We start from the raw sequence: 18,300 nt of genomic DNA on the forward strand, positions 1-18,300 counted from the left end.
ACCGCTCCTCGTGTCGTCATGTCGTCATGTCGTTCTGATCTCGCGCTCCAGCTGGGTGGCGAGGGTCAGGTAGCGGGCGCGCCGGTGCACCGGGACCAGGCCGCGGATCATCAGGTGCCACATCTCGGCGACCCTGCGCGGCAGTCGGCCCACGGGCTCCAGGTTGCGGCCGGCGACCCGGGTGCCGACGAAGAAGCAGACCAGGGAGTGCGCGACCGCGCCGACGTCTATGTCCGGGTGGACGTCGGACTCCTTGACGGCGCCCAGGAGTTTGCGCGTCGCGAACTCCAGCCACTCGGTGAACGGGTGCCTGAGCGGCGGCCGTACGGTGACGTCCGCGGTGGCCAGGCGCAGGCCGGCGCGCGGGATCGGGCCGTCGACGGAGAGCCGCGCGATCGCGAACGTGGTGCGCATCAGGGCTTCGAGCGAGGAGTAGCCACGGCTGTCCATCTCCCTCACCAACTGGCCGGCGGTGCGGGACTGGAGCTCCATGATGGCGTGCGCCAGGTCCTCCTTGGCCGCGAAGTGGAAGTAGAGCGCGCCCTTGGTGACCTTCGCGTGCTCGACGATCTCGCTGAGGCTGGTGGATTCGTACCCGTGCCGGTCGAAGAGGTCGGCGGCGGCCGTGATGATCGTGGCGCGGGTCTGCTCCGCGCGTAACTGCCTCGCCATCGACTCAACGCTCCTTCACGACTTCACGACTTCAACGACGCCACGGTTCCAAACCGACGGGGCATGCGGTTTGTTTTTTTACCCCGTGCACACGATAGCTCACCGTGCGGCAACGGGAGGCAACTGTGCGGACCCGGTGACGGACACGGGCAAGTCGCGCCTGCGACCTCGTGAACAAGGGTCCACGGTGCACGAACGGACGAGATCGGAACGCACCCCTCTCCCGTGTTCGCGCCGGGTCCCGCAAGTACCGCGGCCGACCGGGCGACCGTCGATGATCACCACGATACGAGCCGCGCGGTTGGTTCTCAACGGCGCCCGGCGAGTCGGCAAAACGGGCGATCCGGTCGGCGGTGCGCACTTCGACCGGCGCTGTGACCAACCGCGATGAACAGTGCGGCGCCGGTTCCCGTACTCAACTCGGCAGAATCCCGTACCCGCGCCCGCCGAGGAGACGTGCCCCATGACTCGGACGACCGCCCGCCTGAAAGTCGCGGGAGCCTCCGTCGCCGCCCCGCTCCTGCTCCTGTCGTGGGCGGCGGGGTCCGCCCGGGCGCACGGCGCGCCCACCTATCCGGTCAGCCGGGCCTACGCCTGCTCCCCCAGCGGCGGCAGCGCCTCGACGGCGGCCTGCAAGGCGGCGATCGCGGCGAGCGGGCAGAACTTCGTCGCGTGGGACGACATCCGGGTGGCGGGCGTCGACGGCCGGGACCGGCAGGTGATTCCGGACGGGAAGCTGTGCGGCGGCGGTCTGCCGGCGTACAAGGGGCTCGACCTGGCGCGCGCGGACTGGCCCGCGACCGAACTGACCCCGGGCGCCCGGATGACGATGACGTACGCCGCGACGATCGCGCACACCGGCACGTTCAAGCTGTATCTGACGAAGCCCGGCTACGACCCGGCGAAGCCGCTGACGTGGTCCGAGCTGCCCGCACAGCCGTTCGCGGAGGTCAAGGACCCGCCGCTGACGAACGGCGCGTACCGCTTCAGCGCGACCCTGCCCGCCGACCGGACGGGGCGTCAGGTGCTGTACACGATCTGGCAGACCACCAGCACGCCGGACACCTACTACTCGTGCTCCGACGTGGTGTTCGCGGCGAAGGCGTCGAAGAAGGAAACGGCGGGGGAGACGGCGAAGGGCACCGCGGAGGGCGGGCAGAAGGACGGCGGGGCGACGGCGGGCGCGAAGCCGCGGTCGAGTACGACGCCGGCTCCCGGCGCCTCGAAGAGCGTTGCCGCGGGGACACAGCGGACGGCGGCGGCGACCCCGGCCTCATCCACGACCGGGACCACCACCGCCGACAGCACTCCGGTGGCCTCCGACACGGACTCCGGTTCGGGTCCGTCGGCGCCACTGGTGGCGGGCGGCGCCGCCGCGGTGCTGGTGCTCACCGGCGGCGGCGCCCTGGCGTTGCGTCTGCGTCGACGCTAACGGCTTTTGTAAGACGGTCAGTTGGTGAAGACGGCGGCGCCGTTGTCGCTGACCGGGGCGTACTTGGCGGTGAAGTAGCCGGCGGAGGGGCAGAGGATGGAGCCGGAGGACTTCGCGAACGCCTGGTTGCTGAAGGCGAGGCTGTTGTCGGTGTTGGAGCTCGTGCCGGTCAGGCTCGCGGCCTGGTAGACGCAGGTGATGCTGCCCAGGAGGGTGGTCAGCTTCACCGTGGTCTGGACGGTCGAGCCGCTCGGCGGGGTGACCGCGACCGTGCCGTCCGAGGAGACCGCGGTGGTGTACGGCAGGTTGTCGACCGTGATGCTGGAGACACCGGTCACGCCGACCACGTTGCTGGTGCAGCTGCTGAAGGTCTGCGCGGTGGCCGACTCGGTGGCGGTGCCGGGGGCGGCCGGGTTGTCGGTGACCGTCGCGGTGAAGGTCGAGGCGGCACAGGTGATGCCGCTGGTGCTGGTGGCGCTGGAGTAGAGGGTGGCGGTGGTGCCGCTGGCCAGCGAGGCGGTGAGGGTGTCGCCGACCGCGACGGCGGTGCCGCCGGCGCTGCCCGTGGTGAGCACGGCGCCGTCGGCCGACGCGGGAACGGTGGCCGCGATCGAGAGGGCGGCGACGGTACCGGCGAGGGCGAGGAGGGATCGCGTACGCATGCGGGTTGCCTCTTTCTTAGGGGGACTTGCGTGAGGTGAGGTTGGGGGGTGATGGGGGCGCGGATGTGGCGCCGGCCGTTGCCGGCTCGTCACGCCTTCTCCGTACGTGACGGGCCGGCAACGGCAGCCAGGCCGGACACCGGCCGGAAGCCTGGGGGGGTTAGGCCTCCGGCCGGGCCGGTCGAGAGGCGTTCGGGCACGGCCCCTGGGGGGAAGCGACCGTGCCGACGCCGCTGAGCGGAGCGGTGATCGAAGAGGCCGGGAAGCGGTCGATGCCGCTCGGCGGATCCGGCGCCACGGATCCGTGTGAAACCAGGGAGAGTTGTAGACCTGATCGCCCGTCAGCGTCAAGGCCGATCAAGGGAGTTGGTTATTCGATCATGGGAATGCATGGTCGGAACATAATTGACGCGAATTCAACACTCTTTTTTCACAACTACCTTGACCCTGAAAGGTAACCGCCGGTAACTTGCCGCTTGGTTACTGCTGCGTAACGAGAAAGCCCTTGCACCCGCCGGGAGTTGCGAGGAGGCGTGCGCGGCAGCCGGTGTCCGCGCCAGGACAACGTGCCACTGAAGCCCAACCCGCGTGACTAATGCATGGGAGCAGACATGGCCGAGTCCCCGGACGTTCCGTCCGCCGACAACACGCCTGAGAACCCGGGAAGCGGTTCTCTTTCCGCAACACCAGACACCACCGGGGACACCGGAGGGACACCGAGACGTGGACGGGTCCGGGGCCGCCGGGCCGCCATGATGGCGGTGCCGGCCACTCTGGCCCTCGCCGGCATCGGGGTCCTGACCGCCCAGGGGGCGCTGGGGGTGACGCTGTACATCTCCGGCATGCCCTTCACGGTCACCGCCAAGTCGCTCGACGGCACCGGCTTCGAACAGTTCGGTGCGCTCGACACCATGGCCGACGGCAGCCCGAACGCCGGTGACACCGGCGGCCAGGTGCTGGTCGTCACCTCCGCGATCAAGAAGGCGACCCTGGACAGCCTGTGCCAGAGCGTCGACCTCGGCGGCACCAACCTGCTCATCAAGGCGGGCAGCGGCTCGTCGAAGGTGCAGGCGACCGATCTGACCACCGACTCGACCCTGCTGTCGGGCGACGCGTCGTTCAACAACATCGAGATCGGCAACGACGCGAGCACCCTCACCAAGGCCGGGGTCCAGGGCCCCATCGGCGTCTTCAGCCAGCAGGCCGACACCGTGCACATCGACAACCTGCGGCAGACCAACTACAAGACCACCGCCGGAACGTTCACGCTTCCCGGCCTGAAACTCAGCTTCAGCGACACGGGTTGCTGATGTCCGGCACAGACTCTCCCCATCAGGGGTGGCGGCCCGCCTTCCGCGGTTGGCGGGCCCGTCGGCCGTTCCTGGGCGGTCTGCTGCTGACCCTGGGCGGCGCCTGGATCCTGGTCACCGTGAAGGCCTCGTTGAAGGTCGTCGTCCATATCGGTATGCAGGGCGTGGCGGGCTATCTGCTGCCGGCGGTCATGGTGCTGTGCGGTCTGCTGACCCTCTTCAGCCCCTCACAGCGCCTGTTCTACTCCATCCTCGGCGTGCTGTGCTCCCTGGGCAGCTGGGTCACCTCCAACCTGGGCGGCTTCTTCGTCGGCCTCCTCCTCGGGACCGTCGGCAGCTGCCTGATCTTCGGCTGGCTGCCGGACCAGGAACCGCGGGTGAGCCGCCGCAAACGCCGCAAGGCCGCGCGGGCTGCCGCGCAGCAGGCACAGGGCTTCGGGAAAGGCGCGGGAGAACCGGCCTGAAGGCCTGAAGGTGCGGAAGAGGCGGGCCGGTGAACATCGGCCCGCCTCTTCCGCATGTGCGCGTCCGGCACGGGGAACCGGGCGCTCAGGGGCGAGGACGCCGCGCCCGCACCGCGATCACGTCTGCGCCGGCACGAGGGTGTGACGCTTCGGCCACTCCGGCAGCCAGTCGGTGGCGATCTGCCCGGTGAGGGCCTGACGCAGCCATTCGAGCAGCGTCAGGTCGGACTCGTACCAGTCCGCCCAGTTGCGCCGGAAGGCGGCGACCGTCCACCGGTCTCCGCCCCGGTCTACCAGGAACAGCTGGTCGCCCTCGACCGTGTTGCCCCACAGCAGCATGCCGCCCTTGGTGGGAAGCACCTCCCCCGGCACGAAGGGGCTGCGCTCCATCCTCGGCCCCATCCTCGCGGCGTACGACTCGAGCGTCCGGGGGCCGCAGACGAAGACGAAGTCCGAGATCGTCGCGTCCCCGTAGGCACGGCCGAAGTCCACGTATTCCTCGGGGAAGGTCACCCCCCATTCCCTTTCCAGAGCTTCGAAGGTGCCCACGGCCCGCTGCGGGGGCAGGCCGAGAACGGGGGTGAGGACATCTGCGGCTGACACGGCAACGGCCTTTCTCTGGCTATGTGCAACGGGCACCGCCCGTGGGCGTGTTCTCGATGACACACTCCAGGTCGGTGGTACCGAAGGCGACGAAGTGCACCTCGGTGGGAATCGGCGAGGACGGATTACCGTACACGGGGGTCACCTCGATGAACTCGTGCCCACCGCCCTGAATGGCCTTCAGTACCGGTGCCTCCGCATAGTCGAACATGTCCTGGTTGGCGACCTGGTACATGGGGACGAAGTTCCGGGTGTCCTTGTTGGAACCGCCGAACGCGTACCCGATGAGATGCCCTCGCGCGCGGTTGTCGGACGGCAGGCTCGTCAGCCCCGGCAGGCCGAACCTGAGGTTCGGTCTCGGTGGTGGTGTGTAGTCGGACTGGTCGAGGTTGGCGAAGGCTCCGGTGGCCACGCACTCACCCGCCTGCAGATGGCGTGGCAGGTAGACGATGTTGCCCTTGCTGTTGAATCCCGCCCCTGTGTCACAGCGGTCGTCGCGCCTGGTGCCGGAGCCGCCGCCCAGTCCGCCGCTGTCGGCGGTGGCGGTGTCGGTGTCCTGCGCCGCGGACGAACTGGTGGCGTCGTGCGCCGCCGCGGCGGCCGGGTCCTCGTCCGGGGTGGTGCCGATGACGGGGGTGGTGTTGACGCCGCCGAGGTTCTGGTTCTTGGGGCGGGTGGGGACGCCGTGGGCGCCGCAGTCGTCGTCCGCCGAGGCGGCCAGGACAAGGCCGAAGAGGAGTTCCTCGGCACTGGCGGAGGCGAGCTCCTCCCAGATGACGTCGCCGACCGCCTCCAGGCCCTCGGCGGCGGCCCCGCCGCCCGCGGAACTCGCGGCGCCGTAGCCGTAGGTCAGCGCCCCGCCGGCCGCGACCCCGTAGTACAAGGAGTAGTTGCTTCCGGACGAGCCGTGCGAGCCGTAGGAACCGTACGAGTTGCCGTAGGAGACGCTGTTCGAGTCCGAGCCGGACCCCGAACCGTGGCCGCCCGAGTGACCCGACGGCTCCCAGTTCATGGCGTCGTCGAACTCGTTCTCGAACTGCCGCTCCTGGTCCGCGATCTGCTGTTGCAGTGCCCGTTCGTCGGCCTCGTTCTGGGCCATCCTCCGGGCGTTCTCCCGCTCCCACTTCCTGTGCTGCTCCTGGGAGTACTTCTCCATCCGGTCCCAGGCGCCCGCCTGCCACTGCTTGAGATAGGCCTGCTGCGCCTCGTACGCCTCCTCCTGGGCCTTGATGTCGTCGCTGGTGCAGGCGTCGTGGCCGGAGGTGTCCGTGGCGTCGAGCGGGTCGTCGTCGCCGTACGCGTACGGGTTGGCGTTGACGGCCGGAGTGGGCGGGTTGCTCACCGTGTCGGCGCTGGTGAAGTCGCCGTTGGCCGGGTTGTACCAGCGGGCGGCGGCGTTGACGTAGCCCGTACCCGGATCGGTCCAGCCGGACTGGTAGCCGAGGTCGGTCTGGCTGCCGCTGGTGGCGGTGGGGGTGCCGTAGGGGTCGTAGGCGGTGGAGCCGGTGAGCGCCGAGCCGGTGGCGGTGAAGGTGGCGGTCACGTCGTCATGGCTGTCGGTCAGTGACAGCCGTGCGGAGGTGCCGTCCGCCGCGCTCACCGCCAGCAGGCCGTCGTCCGCGCCGCGGGCGAAGTCCTGGGTGCCGTCGGAGACGGCGTTGTTCGTACCGTCGGCGTAGCTGAAGGTGTGCGTGGAGCCGCCGGAAGCGGCGGTGGCCAGCCGGCCCAGGCCGTCGTAGGTGTAGCCGCCGCCCGCGCTGGTGGCGGTCAGCTGGTCGAAGGCGTCCGCGGTGTACGTGGTGGTGGAGCCGCCCGAGGTGACGCTCGACGTCGTGCCCCGCGCGGTGTAGCCGTACGTGGTGCTGGTCGAGCCGGACGTCACGGACGTCAGTTCGTTGCGGGCGTTGTACGTGGCCGTGCTCGAACCGGCGCTGGTGCGGTTGCCGTTGGCGTCATAGCCGTAGGCGGTGGTCGAGGAGCCGGTGGTGGCGGACTTCAGGCGGCCCGCGAAGTCGTAGTCGTAGGTGCTGGTGCCGGAGCCCGCCGTGCCGGTGGTGGTGCGGGTGGCCGTCTGGCCGTCGGCGTTGTACGTGTACGCCACCGACGCCTCCGTGGTCCCGGAGGGGGTCTTCAGGACGTCGGAGGTGAGCTCGTGCAGCCCGTCGTAGTCGTAGCCGCGGGTGGCGCCGTTCGTGCCGTAGGTGGTGGTCTTGGGCTGCCCGAGCTTGGTGTAGGTCAGCGTCGCCGTGGTGCCGGTCAGCGGGTCGGTCTCGCTGTTGACCCGCTCGTCGGCGTCGTAGCCGAAGGTGGCGGTGCCGGTGGCGTCGGTGCGGCTGCTGATGCCGCCGTTGGCGTCGTAGGCGTAGTTCGCCGTGCCGCCGGGCCCGCCCAGGGTGAGGAGGAGGCCTCGGTCGTCGTAGGTGAACGTGTCGGTACCGGTCGGTGCGGAGACGGAGGAGAGGCGGCCGTCGGCGTCGTAGCCGAAGGCGCGGGCCGCGGTGGTGCCTTCGGCGCCGCTGCCGGACTCCGCCGTCAGCATTCCGTTGTCGTCGTAGGACTCGGTGAGCCTGACCCCGCCAGGGCGGATGATGCTGTGCTCGTGGCCGTCGGCGTCGTAGGAGAACGTCGTGGTGCGGTCGGCGGCCGAGGTGAGACCGGTGACGCTGGGAGCGACGCTGGTCTCCTGCCGGCCCTGCGGGTTGTAGGTGTAGTAGGTCGCGTTCTTGTCGGCGTCGGAGTAGCGGGTCTCGTTGCCCGCCGCGTCATAGCCGAAGGAGGTCGTGATCGAGGTGGTGGCGTCCACCGGCTGGGTCTGGCCGGTCACTCGGTTCAGGGCGTCGTAGGTGGTGGTGCTGGTGTGCTGCCTGGGGTCGGTGGCGGTCGTCTGGTTGCCCGCCGCGTCGTAGCCGTACGAGGTCGAGGACAGGGTGGCGCCGTTCGCGTCGAGCTGCGTCATGGAGACCAGCCGCTCGGCCTGGTCGTAGCTCTCCGTGGCGGCCGTGGAGTCGGCGGCCGTGGTCTTGACGACCTGTCCGGCGACGTCGTAGGCGTACGAGGTGGTGTTGCCCAGTGGGTCCGTGGCCGTGCTGATCTCACCGAGGGCGTCGTAGCCCGCGGTCGCGGTGTTGTGCAGCGGGTCCTCGATCGAGGTGAGGTCGCCGAGGCCGTCGTAGCCGTACTTCGTCGTGTAGGCCGCCGGGGTGGGCCTGCGCTCCACCTGGGTGCTGGTGGCCTCGCGGCCGAGTGCGTCGTACGTCGCCTCGGTCCTGGCGCCGGTCGGGTCGGTGGTGTTGAGGACCTCGCCGTCGGTGTCGTAGCCGACGTGGGTGACCAGGCCGCCCGGCAGGGTCTGCTGGACACGGTCGCCGAGCTGGTCGTAGACGTACGACGCGGTGTGCTGCAGCGGGTCGGTCTCGGTGTGGACGTCGCCGAGCGCGTCGTACGTGTAGGAGGTGGTCGGGGTGACGGTGCCGGAGCCGTCCGGCGGGGTGTACGCCGGCTGGGAGACGGCCTGGACGCGGCCGTCGAGGTCGTAGGTGGTGGTGACGATGTTGCCGTCGGCGTCGTCGGTCTCCACCGGTTCGCCGAAGGTGTCGTAGCCCGACTTCGCGACGGCCACGGTCTGCTGGGCCGCTCCCCCGCCGGTCTCGGTGCTCACGGGCGGTGAGGTCGTGGTGGTGAGCCGGCCGTCCTCGTCGTAGGCGTAGGTGGTGGTGTACGCGGACGCGGTGGCGCCGGTGGCGTTGCCGCGCGCGTCGGTCATCGTGACGGGCAGGCCCCGCTGGTCGTAGGTCCAGGTGGTGGTGAGCGGCGCGGAGCCCGCGGTGCCGGCCGAGGTGTGCAGCGCGGCGACCTCGGTGGCGGACAGGACGCGGTTGTACGTCTGGACGTTGTCGACCGAGCCGTTGAAGTACTGGGCCGCGGCTCCGGCGGTGTATCCGCGGCCGATGACGAACGGCCCGGAGCTCGCGACGGGGGTGGTGTCCGTCGCGGTGTTCTGGGCGGTGCCGTTGACGTAGAGCGTCATCTTGCCGCTGCTCGCGTCGTACGTGCCGACCAGGTGGGTCCAGGTGTTGAGGGTGGGGGCGGCGGTGGAGGTGGCACCGGCGAGGGTCGGGGACGCGACGTCGGTGGTGGCCCGGTCGAACGCCCACCGCGCCGCGGTCGGGTTGTAGTCGAGCGAGAACCCTGCGGCCTGGGTGCCCTGTTGGGCCAGGACCGTCTGCCAGGTGCCGGTCGGGGTGGTGGTGATCTTCGCCCAGGCGGACACCGAGAAGCTCTTCGTGGTGTCGACCACGGACCCGCCGGTGGCGATCTGTCCGGCCCCGGCGAAGACGGCGGAGCCGCCGTTCTCCGTCGACCAGCTCGTCGAGGCGTTCAGGGTGCCGGCGTTCCCGGCGCCGGAGTGGTCGCCGGCGGACGGGTTCTCACCGTCGTCCAGCTTCCACCAGCCCGCCGCTCCCACGGTGACCGGGGACTCGCCGGTGGTGGTGGCCGAGGCGTAGAGCTGGCCGATCTCGACCGGCTTGAGTTCGCGCCCGTAGAGCTGGACGTCGCGGACCCGGCCCGCGAACCAGTTGACCGAGGCGCCGGCGGCCTTGCCCCGGCCGATCGCGACGCCCACGGTGCTGGCCATCGGCGTGGGGTCGGTCACCAGGGTGCAGTTGAGGCAGTTGCCGCTGACCTCGACGTCGTTGACGTACAGGCTCAGGTTGCCGAGCGCGTCCATGACGCCGACCAGGTGGGTCCAGGTGCCGGCGGTGGCCGCAGTGGGGTCGCTGGCGACGTAGTTGGTGGCCGTGCTGGTGTCGTTGCTCGCGCGGACGAAGGCCCAGGACTTGGTGGTGTGGTTGTACTCGAGCTGGAAGGCGCTGTTCTGGGCGCCCTGCTGGCTGACGACCGTGAAGTCCTTCGTGGTGCTGGTGGCGCTCAGGTAGGCCCACGCCGAGACGGAGAAGGCCTTGCCGGTGTCCACGACGGGTGTGCCGCTGGTGAGGACGGCGCCCGAAGTGCCGTTGAAGGACGTGTAGTTGCTTCCCGGCGGCCCCCAGGAGGTGCCGGTGGACGGTGTGCCGGTGAAGCCGTTGCCCGAGGAGTCGGCGGCCGTGACCGCGCCCTCGGTGAGCGGCCAGTAGCCGGTCGGCCCCGTGGTGTCGGTCCGTACGGACTGGGCGGTGCGGTTCCCGGCGGCGTCGTAGGAGTAGCCGAGCTGCCGGGTCTGGCCGCCGCCGGTGAGGATGCGGGACAGGACGTTGTCGTCCGGGTCGAAGGTGTTGACGGTGATCCGGTTGACGCCCGACGGGTCGACCACGGTCTTGGCGGTCCGGTCGGCGGCGTCCACGGTGTACTGGGTCTGCTTGAGGCAGGCCGTGCCGGACCAGACGTCGCACTCCCACGTCATGTTGCCGGCGGCGTCGTAGTCGTAGGCCTTGGTGGTGGTCGCGACGGAGGTGCCGGAGGCGTCGGTCTGCGACTGGAGCAGGTTGTCGTCGAAGTAGCTGTAGGCGGTGGTCCGGCCCATGGAGTCGGTGACGGAGGCGAGCCGCCCGGCCGGGTCGTAGGCCCGGGACTCCACGACCAGGTCGGTCGGGTCGGAGGGCGCGGTCGGGTCGCCGGTCCAGCCGAGCAGGGTGGTGGTGAGCAGCTGCCCGGTCGGCGAGTAGGCGTACCGGTAGGTGGTGCCGGCCGCGTCGGTCCGGGTCGTCCGGCGGCCGAAGCTGTCGTAGGTGTACCCAGTGACCTGGCCGGCCGGGTCGGTGACGGTCTTGACGCGGTCGTTGTCGTCGTAGACGTAGGCGGTGGCGCGGGTGGTGTCGTGGCCGGTGGTGTCGGCGGTCGACGTGCCGGTCAGGTCGCCGTCCGCGTCGTACGTGTACGTCGTCTTCGGGGTGTGGGTGACGCCCCTGACCGCGTCGGTGGTCGCCGGGCCCGTCTCGGTGAGGGTCCGGCCCAGCGGGTCGTAGGTGTACGTGGTCTGCGCGCCGCCGACCGGCGCGCCGGTGGAGGAGAACGTCACCGGGTAGACGTCGGAGCCGACCGCCTTCGTGGTGAGGTGGCCGAGTGGGTCGTCCAGGTAGTAGGCGATCTGACCGGACGGGTCCGTCTCGCTGCAGACCTGCCCGCGGTTGTCGGTGCCGCAGTAGTGGTAGCGGGTGACCTTGCCGCTGGGATCGGTGACCGTGGCGAGCATCCCGTACACCTCGGTGTACACGACGCCGATGTTGTTGGTGAAGCTCTCGTTGTCGTTGTAGTACGTGTATCTGGTCTTCCGGCCGTTCGGATAGTCCGGCGTCGGGGGCGTGGTGACGGAGGCCAGGGCGCCGAACGGGGTGTAGGTGTAGGCCGTCCGGTAGGCCGGGTCGGCGGTGCCGGTGGCGCCGGAGCGGGCGTCGGCCGCGTAGAGGACCTTGCCGTTGAGCGGGTCCATCGGGTCGGCCGCGTTGGTGTGGTAGCTGAAGTACGCGGTCTGGCAGGAGTTCGTCTGACGGCAGGTCGTGGTCGTCAGGACGTTGCCGTACACGTCGTGCTGACGGGTGGTCGCGTGCCCGTCGGGGTCGGTGACGGCGTCCTGGAAGCCGAGGGAGTCGTAGGCGTACGTCGTCCGGCCGCCGCCCGCGTCGGTGACGGCGGTGGTGCGGTTCCCGTTGGACGGGTCGAAGGTGTACGTCTCGGTGTGCTGCGCGGGGTCGGTGACCGTCAGCGTGGTCGACGGCATGAGCAGGGTGGCCGAGCCCTTGGCCGTGTACAGCCCGAGCGGGGCCTCGACGCTGCTCTGGCCGAGGTCGGTCCGGTAGAGGCCGACCTGGCCGATCTCGCCGTTGAAGTACCCCTGCGCGTTGGCGGGCGGCTTGGGCCAGGAGCCGGCGACGTATCCGGCGCCGACGGTCACCGTGGTCTCGCCCCAGGTCTTGACCTGGCCGGCGATCGTCTTGCCGGTGCGGGTGGCCTGGCTCTGTCCGTCGAGCCACAGGGTCTGGCCGGTGCCGCTCGCGGTCATCACGACCAGGTGCCAGTTGCCGTCGTTGACCGCCGCCTTGGAGGCCATCGGGGAGAGGCTGCCGTCCCAGAACTGGCCGTGCAGCAGGCCGTCCGTGCCGATGTAGAGGGCCGGGGTGTAGCTGGTGGGCACCGAGCCGATCGGGGCGTTCTGGTACGAGAGGAGGACGCCGCCCGCCTGTTTGGTGTTGAACCACAGGGCGACGGAGGCGGTTCCGCTGCTGTCGTCGAGGGCTCCGGCGGGCAGTGACAGGGAGGAGTCGGTGCCGTTGAAGCCGGCCGCGGAGTCCCCGCCGGGGCCGAAGATGCCGGGTTCGCCGAGCATGACGTCGTTGTAGATGCCGTCCGACGTGCCGTCGGACGGGCGGTCGACGCCGTACTGGTCGGCGGCGGTGAGGCCGGCCGGTTCGGTCATCGGGTAGTCGTGGGCGGGCCGGGTGCCGCGGACGGCGCCGTAGTAGTAGTCGTTGCTGCCGGTGGTGACCGGGGTGGCCAGCTGGTAGGCACCGCCGTCGGCGTCGGTGACGGAGGAGGCGCGGTCGGTCAGCGCGTCGTAGCCGACGGCGAGCGCGGTCTTGCCGGAGGGCAGGGTGGTGCCGGTCAGTTCGCGGGAGGCGAGGGTGGCGGAGGCGTACTCCTGCTGGACGGCGGGCAGGCCGAGCGGGTGCTGGAGGAAGGAGACGTCCTCGATCTGTCCGTTGAACCAGCCCAGGGCGTTACCTGAGGGGATCGACGGCCAGGATCCGGCGAGTTCGCCCGCGCCGACCGTGGTGTAGGGCTGGCCGCTCACCGTGATGGTGCTGCCGGTGCGGGTGGCGACCTGGGCGCCGTCCAGGAACAGGGTCTGGCTGGTGCGGGCTCCCGACAGCACCACGTAGTGCCACTTGCCGTCGTTGACGGCCGCGGGCGAGGCCATCGGCGTGGCCTTGCCGTCCCAGAACTCGGCATGGATCTTGCCGTCGGTGCCGATGTAGACCGACGGGGTGTAGTTCGCCGAGACAGCCGTACCGGGCTTTCCGCTCTGGTACGAGAAGAGCGTCCCGCCCGCCTGCGTGGTCCGGAACCACATGCCGACCGCGAGGTTGCTCGCGTTGGCCGGCAGGTTGTCCGGCAGCGCCAGGTAGGAGCTGGTGCCGTTGAAGGAGGCCGCGGTGGCGGGGGTGCCGGCCAGCGGGCCCGCCTGGCCGAAGGTGACGTTGGCGGCGGTCGCGTCGGTGGTGCCCTCGTTGGCGACGACGCCGTCCTTGGCGGTGGCCGAGCCGGTCGCGTCGCCGAGCCGCCAGTAGTCCGTGGGGTTGGAGTCCAGGACCATCGAGGCGAAGTGCGACCCGGAGGCGGCGCCGGAGGTGTAACTGTACTGGGTGCAGGCCGTCGCGGTGGTGCTGCTGGAGGCGGGCGGGCAGACCGAGGTGAGGTCGCCGGCGGAGTCGTAGCCGTACGTCCACGGGTTGCGGGTGGTCGCGAACAGGCCCGGTTTGGCGGTGACCTGGTCGACGTGCGGGACGTTCTTCACGGTGCCGTCGGAGGCGGTGACCTGCTGGACGCCCCAGGTGAGCTGGAGGGTGACGGGCATGTCGGCACTGTTGTGGTCGCCGTCGTCGAACCCGTTGTCCTGGCTCAGGTTGTAGCCGACCCCCGTGGGCTCCTCGGGCTTGACGGTGCTGCCGTCCGGAAGGGTGAGGGTGACGGGCAGCCACTGGACGTCCAGGCCGTGGCCGTTGCGGTTGCCGTACTGGGTCAGACCCCAGTAGGTCTGACCGGTGACCGGGTCGGTGACCTGGTTCTGGAAGAAGTACCGCGTGCCCGACTTCTCCGTCAGCATGAAGCCGGAGGTGCCGTACCCGCCCGCCGGTGCGGACAGCACGGCGTAGTCGCCGGCCGGCGGGCTGTAGGTGCCGTCGCCGTTCGCTCCGAACCGTTCCTGGCGGCCGTCCGCCAGGGTGATCACGACATTGCCGGAACCGTCCGCGTCCTCGGTGGCGCGCATGTCCAGCAGCGACGACCAACCCGCGCCGAACGCCTTGAAGACACCGGGGTCGAGGCTGTTGTACGTGCGCTGGACGCTGAGCGTCGGGCCGTCGGAGGGGCCGGGGACGGTCGCGTCGGTGGTCTGGGTCGAGTAGTCGCCCAGCTGCGGGTCGACGCCCTTGACGGTGGCGTCGTACGGGGCCGCGCCGAGGTGCGCGGTGACCAGCGGCTGGGGCGCGGCCGGGATGGTGAAGTAGTCGGGCGCGGACCACAGCGAGGCGGCGTTGCCGTCGCTGACCTGCGCGGTCCAGTAGAACGTCCTGCCGTAGGCGAGCTTGCCGGCCGGGACGGTCCAGGTGGACGTGGTGAGCGAGCCCGAGGAGGCCAGCGCGGTCGTCGAGCCGTTGGCGTAGACGTTGAACGAGTAACTGAGCGCGGTGCCCGGGTAGTTGTCCGGATCGTGCGCGGTCACGGCCAGCGTCGGGGTGAGGCTGAACACCGAGCCGTTGTTGCCGGGCGTGAACGTGTCGACGATCGGCGGGTTGTTGACCACCGGCAGGGAGTAACAGGCCTGCGGGACGCCGTAGGTGGAGAACAGCGTCCCGTTGTAGGACATGTCCCAGCAGATCAGATAGGTCTGCCCGGCGGTCAGTGCGGGGATCGACGCGGTGACGGTGACCGGTTTGTTCGGCGCGACCGTCGAGGGCATCACCGCCGGGGTCGCGGCGGGGCTGGTGAGGAGGGTGCGGGTGGTGCCGGAGACGGTGTAGAGCTGGTACGAGAGCTTGTAGCCGTTGGTCGGGGTCCAGGTGGCCGTACCGCGGTTCTGCACGGTGACCTTGCCCCAGCCGGGCTGGTTGTTCCACGGCGAGGCGTAGCTGACCTCGGAGTAGGAGGCGCCGGCGCCGTTGGGCGTGTACTCGATGGCCAGGTAGGGGTCGTCGGCGTAGAACTCCTTGGCCGCCGCCGCGGTGGACGCCGCGCTGAGCCGCAGTCCGTAGTTCGACGCCCAGCCGTGCGCCCAGTTCATCACCGTCTTGGTGTCGAGGCTGACGCCTTCCCACTGACGGCCGTTGGAGCAGTCGGTGCCGGCCGCGAAGGAGGCGGTGCCGATCTGCGCGCCGGCCGCGGGCCCGGGGTAGGTGTCGATCTTCGCCGGGTCCCAGGAGGCCGAGACGGGGGCGACGTTCACCGCCTCGGCCGAGCAGGCGCCGGTCGTGTCCAGGCCGGAGTACTCGGTGTCCAGCCAGAGCGTCGAGTTGACGATGTAGTCGTTGGCGAACTGGGTGCCGAAGCCGCTGAACTGGAGGAAGGAGTTGTAGTCGTGGCTCTGGTACTTACCGACGTACAGCTGCCCGTTGCCGTGGAAGTTCTGGGTGACGCCGGACTCGACGTAGGTCGAGGAGGAGGCGGTGCCCTGGCCGGTCGGGTTGCCCGCGGCGGCCGTCGTCCGGTACGAGGCGGCGGAGGCCGTTCCCGGGGCGGCAGCGGTACCGGTGGGGGCGGTGATGCGGGCCCAGGTGCCGTCGGATTTCCGGTAGTTGACCGCGTGGGTGTGGATCTGCGCGGTGTAGGTTCCGTCGGCGTTCCTGAAGACGGTCGTGGTGGCCGTGTCGAGTTTGGGCTGCTCCACGCTGGTGGACGCGACAAAGCCCCGAGGCTTCTTCGCCGCGGGTGCGGCGACGGGCTTCGGGGCCTTGTGGATCCTGCTGCCGGAGTTCACCGGGTCGCTCTTCGCGCCGTGGGCCCGGTACGCCCCCACCGCACCCTTGACCCGGCCGGGCTCGGAGTCGGCCAGTGAGGTTCTGGCTCTGCTCCCGGTCGCCGAGGACGGCACGGCGTGCTTCCTGCCGGCAGCGGTGCCGCTCTGCTGTTTCGGGGTGGCGGGGGTGGCCGCCGTTCGCGGTAACGCCTGGGCGGCCTGGCCGCCCTGCACCCCGACCAGCGCGGCGACCGCCACGAACGCCGTCGCTCTCAGCGCCACCCGGACCTGCCCGGTGGATCTCCACAACCGGCCCATCATCGTTGCCCCCAGCGATGCCCAACATCCAACTCCGGACAGCCGGTTCTTCTATCAGCGCGGCGACGGCGGCCGACAGGCATATATCCCGGGCCTTTGCCGACAAAGACCGGCATTGCCCGCCAAGGTTGACCGGTACATTGCAAGCCCATGTGGATTTCCTGGCCAACTCCCGCCCCACTCTTTCCAGTTGGCGAGCAAGGCTGCTCCCACAGGACATCGGAGTGGCTGCGGGGGCAGATGAGACTGGGACGGTCGGGCGCTTTACGAGCCTGCGCATACGCCGGCCTGCCGCTGCTGCTCCTCCTGGCCGCCGCGCCTCCGGCCACCGCGGGGCAGCCCGCCGCACCCACCCCTCTCGGCGCCGAATGGCCGCTGGACGCGGCGCACTTCGACGCCTCCCGGATCTGGCGACTCAGCCAGGGAGCCGGCGTCACGGTCGCCGTGGTCGACACGGGGGTGAACGCCCGTCATCCGGATCTGGCGGGCCGGGTCCTGCCCGGCACCGACGCCACCCAGCAGGCGGCCGACGGCCGGGTCGACCTCTCGGCCGACTCGCACGGCACGTCGGTCGCCGGAGTCATCGCGGGCTCCGGCGGCGCGGGCAAGGGCATGGCCGGACTGGCCCCCCGGGCGACCGTGCTGCCCGTCCGGGTCGGCGCCGGCAACGCCGCGGATCCGCTCGCCCTGGCCCGGGGCATCGTCTACGCCGCCGACCACGGGGCCTCGGTCATCAACGTCTCGATGGTGACCACCGCCCCCGACCCGCAGGTCCGGGACGCGGTCGCCTATGCGCGCCGGCACGACGTCGTCGTGGTCGCGGCAGCGGGCAACAGCGGCCGGGCGGGCAACCCGGTGACCTATCCGGCCGCGTTCCCCGGCGTCGTCGCCGTCTCCGGCACCACGCGCGACGGCGGCTCCTGGGCCGCCGGCGAGTCCGGTTCCTACATCGCGCTGGCGGCCCCGGCGGTGGACATCTACTCGACGAGGAACAGCGGCGGCTACCTCACCGAGGACGGAACCAGCTACTCCGCTCCCTATGTCTCCGCAGCCGCCGCGCTGCTGCGTGCCGCGTACCCCAAGGAGAAGGCCGGGCAGATCATCGCCCGGCTCATCGGCACCGCCGACCGCCCCGGCGGAGGGTCGGGCCGTGACGACCGCTTCGGCTACGGCATCGTCGACCCCCTGAAGGCCCTGGGCGCGCCGGCTCCGGCCGCGAGCGCCGATCCGCTGCTCGCCGCCGCCGGGGACGGCGCCCCCAAGGCAGCCGACACGACCGGCGGCGTGCCGGGCGGAACCGTGGCGGTCATCGGCGTCGCGGCCGGGGTGACCGCCGCCGCGGCGGGCGGCCTCCTCGTCCGCCGCCGCTCCCGCCGTCGTACGTGATCCACAGGAGGAAACCGATCAGCATGCGGCTCCCGGCTCTCACCGCGCGCCCCGTCCACCGCGTCACCGGTCTCGTACGCGGCCACCCGGTCGTCGCGGCCACCGCGGCCGTCGCCCTCCTGGCGGCCCTGACGCTCACCGTGCTGATCGGCGGAGACCGGAGTGCCCGGCCCGAGGCCGCCAACGTCTCCCGCAACTTCCGGGCCTGTCTGCTGGTCTCGCCCGCGGGCGCCACCGACGCCCGGCTCAGCCAGGCGTCCTGGCAGGGCATGCAGGACGCGGCACGCTCCGGCGGGGTCAACGCCGAGCGCTTCCCGGCCCCCACCATCGACGCGAAGGCCGCGCTGCCGTACTTCAACGGCGCCGTGCAGCATCACTGCGAGCTGATCGTCACCGTCGGCACCGGCATGAAACCCGCGACCGAGGCCGCCGCGCGCGCCAACCCGCACCAGCAGTTCGTGATCATCGGCGCCACCTCGGCACATCCGCGCGTCGCCGCCATCGCCGCGCCTGCCGAGCCGGAAAAGGAAGAGGCCGGAAAGGAACTGGCCGACAAGGTCAGCACCTTCATCACCACCCGCCGCTGACCGTCCGGACGTGGTCCGACGGCGACCGTGCGGAGCCGGTCCGACGGCGACCGTCGCCGGCCGTCTCCGTCACCGATCGTCCGGGGCCGGTCCGACGGCGGCCTTAGACGCCATTTCAGTTGGCGTGATCTTGCGGCAGTCTGGGGTGATGACTGCTGCGCTTGTCGAGCGGATGGCGCCGGAAGAGCTGTGGACGTTGT

The 18,300-nt window shown here is 70.7% G+C and carries 9 protein-coding genes; 5 read left to right on the forward strand and 4 right to left on the reverse strand.

Annotated elements, in window-relative coordinates; translation table 11 throughout:
* Positions 1-24: 24 nt before the first annotated feature.
* The gene (locus tag AB0D74_RS28135) at positions 25-672 is read right to left on the reverse strand and encodes a ScbR family autoregulator-binding transcription factor (protein ID WP_362592757.1); all 648 of its coding nucleotides are present in this window, start codon (positions 670-672) and stop codon (positions 25-27) included.
* Between the two features lie 463 nt (positions 673-1,135).
* On the opposite strand from AB0D74_RS28135, the gene AB0D74_RS28140 reads away from it, so the two are divergent.
* On the forward strand, positions 1,136-2,104 hold the full coding sequence (locus tag AB0D74_RS28140; protein ID WP_362592760.1) for a lytic polysaccharide monooxygenase: 969 nt from the start codon (positions 1,136-1,138) through the stop codon (positions 2,102-2,104).
* 17 nt (positions 2,105-2,121) lie between these two features.
* On the opposite strand, the gene AB0D74_RS28145 is transcribed toward AB0D74_RS28140, so the two are convergent.
* Entirely contained in the window at positions 2,122-2,766 is a 645-nt protein-coding gene (locus tag AB0D74_RS28145) for a Tat pathway signal sequence domain protein (RefSeq protein ID WP_362592763.1), read from the reverse strand.
* 611 nt (positions 2,767-3,377) lie between these two features.
* Between AB0D74_RS28145 and AB0D74_RS28150 the strand changes: the two genes are divergently transcribed.
* Both AB0D74_RS28150 and AB0D74_RS28155 read left to right on the forward strand, forming a co-directional pair.
* Positions 3,378-4,076, forward strand: a complete 699-nt coding sequence (locus AB0D74_RS28150; protein WP_362592766.1) for a DUF6230 family protein — start codon at positions 3,378-3,380, stop codon at positions 4,074-4,076.
* Positions 4,076-4,540, forward strand: a complete 465-nt coding sequence (locus AB0D74_RS28155; protein WP_362592769.1) for a DUF6114 domain-containing protein — start codon at positions 4,076-4,078, stop codon at positions 4,538-4,540. Before AB0D74_RS28150 ends, AB0D74_RS28155 begins: the two co-directional genes overlap by 1 nt.
* Positions 4,541-4,657: 117 nt before the next feature.
* Here AB0D74_RS28155 and AB0D74_RS28160 read toward each other — a convergent pair whose 3' ends face one another.
* Both AB0D74_RS28160 and AB0D74_RS28165 read right to left on the reverse strand, forming a co-directional pair.
* Entirely contained in the window at positions 4,658-5,143 is a 486-nt protein-coding gene (locus AB0D74_RS28160) for a hypothetical protein (protein ID WP_362592771.1), read from the reverse strand.
* Between the two features lie 19 nt (positions 5,144-5,162).
* Complete coding sequence (locus AB0D74_RS28165; protein ID WP_362592774.1) at positions 5,163-16,118, reverse strand: LamG-like jellyroll fold domain-containing protein; 10,956 nt, start codon at positions 16,116-16,118, stop codon at positions 5,163-5,165.
* A 249-nt stretch (positions 16,119-16,367) separates the two neighbouring features.
* Between AB0D74_RS28165 and mycP the strand changes: the two genes are divergently transcribed.
* Entirely contained in the window at positions 16,368-17,513 is a 1,146-nt protein-coding gene (gene mycP / locus AB0D74_RS28170) for a type VII secretion-associated serine protease mycosin (RefSeq protein ID WP_362592777.1), read from the forward strand.
* 23 nt (positions 17,514-17,536) lie between these two features.
* Complete coding sequence (locus tag AB0D74_RS28175; RefSeq protein WP_362592780.1) at positions 17,537-18,100, forward strand: hypothetical protein; 564 nt, start codon at positions 17,537-17,539, stop codon at positions 18,098-18,100.
* Positions 18,101-18,300: the final 200 nt, after the last annotated feature.

The organism is Streptomyces sp. NPDC048278, from assembly GCF_040652195.1.
GTDB lineage: Bacteria > Actinomycetota > Actinomycetes > Streptomycetales > Streptomycetaceae > Streptomyces.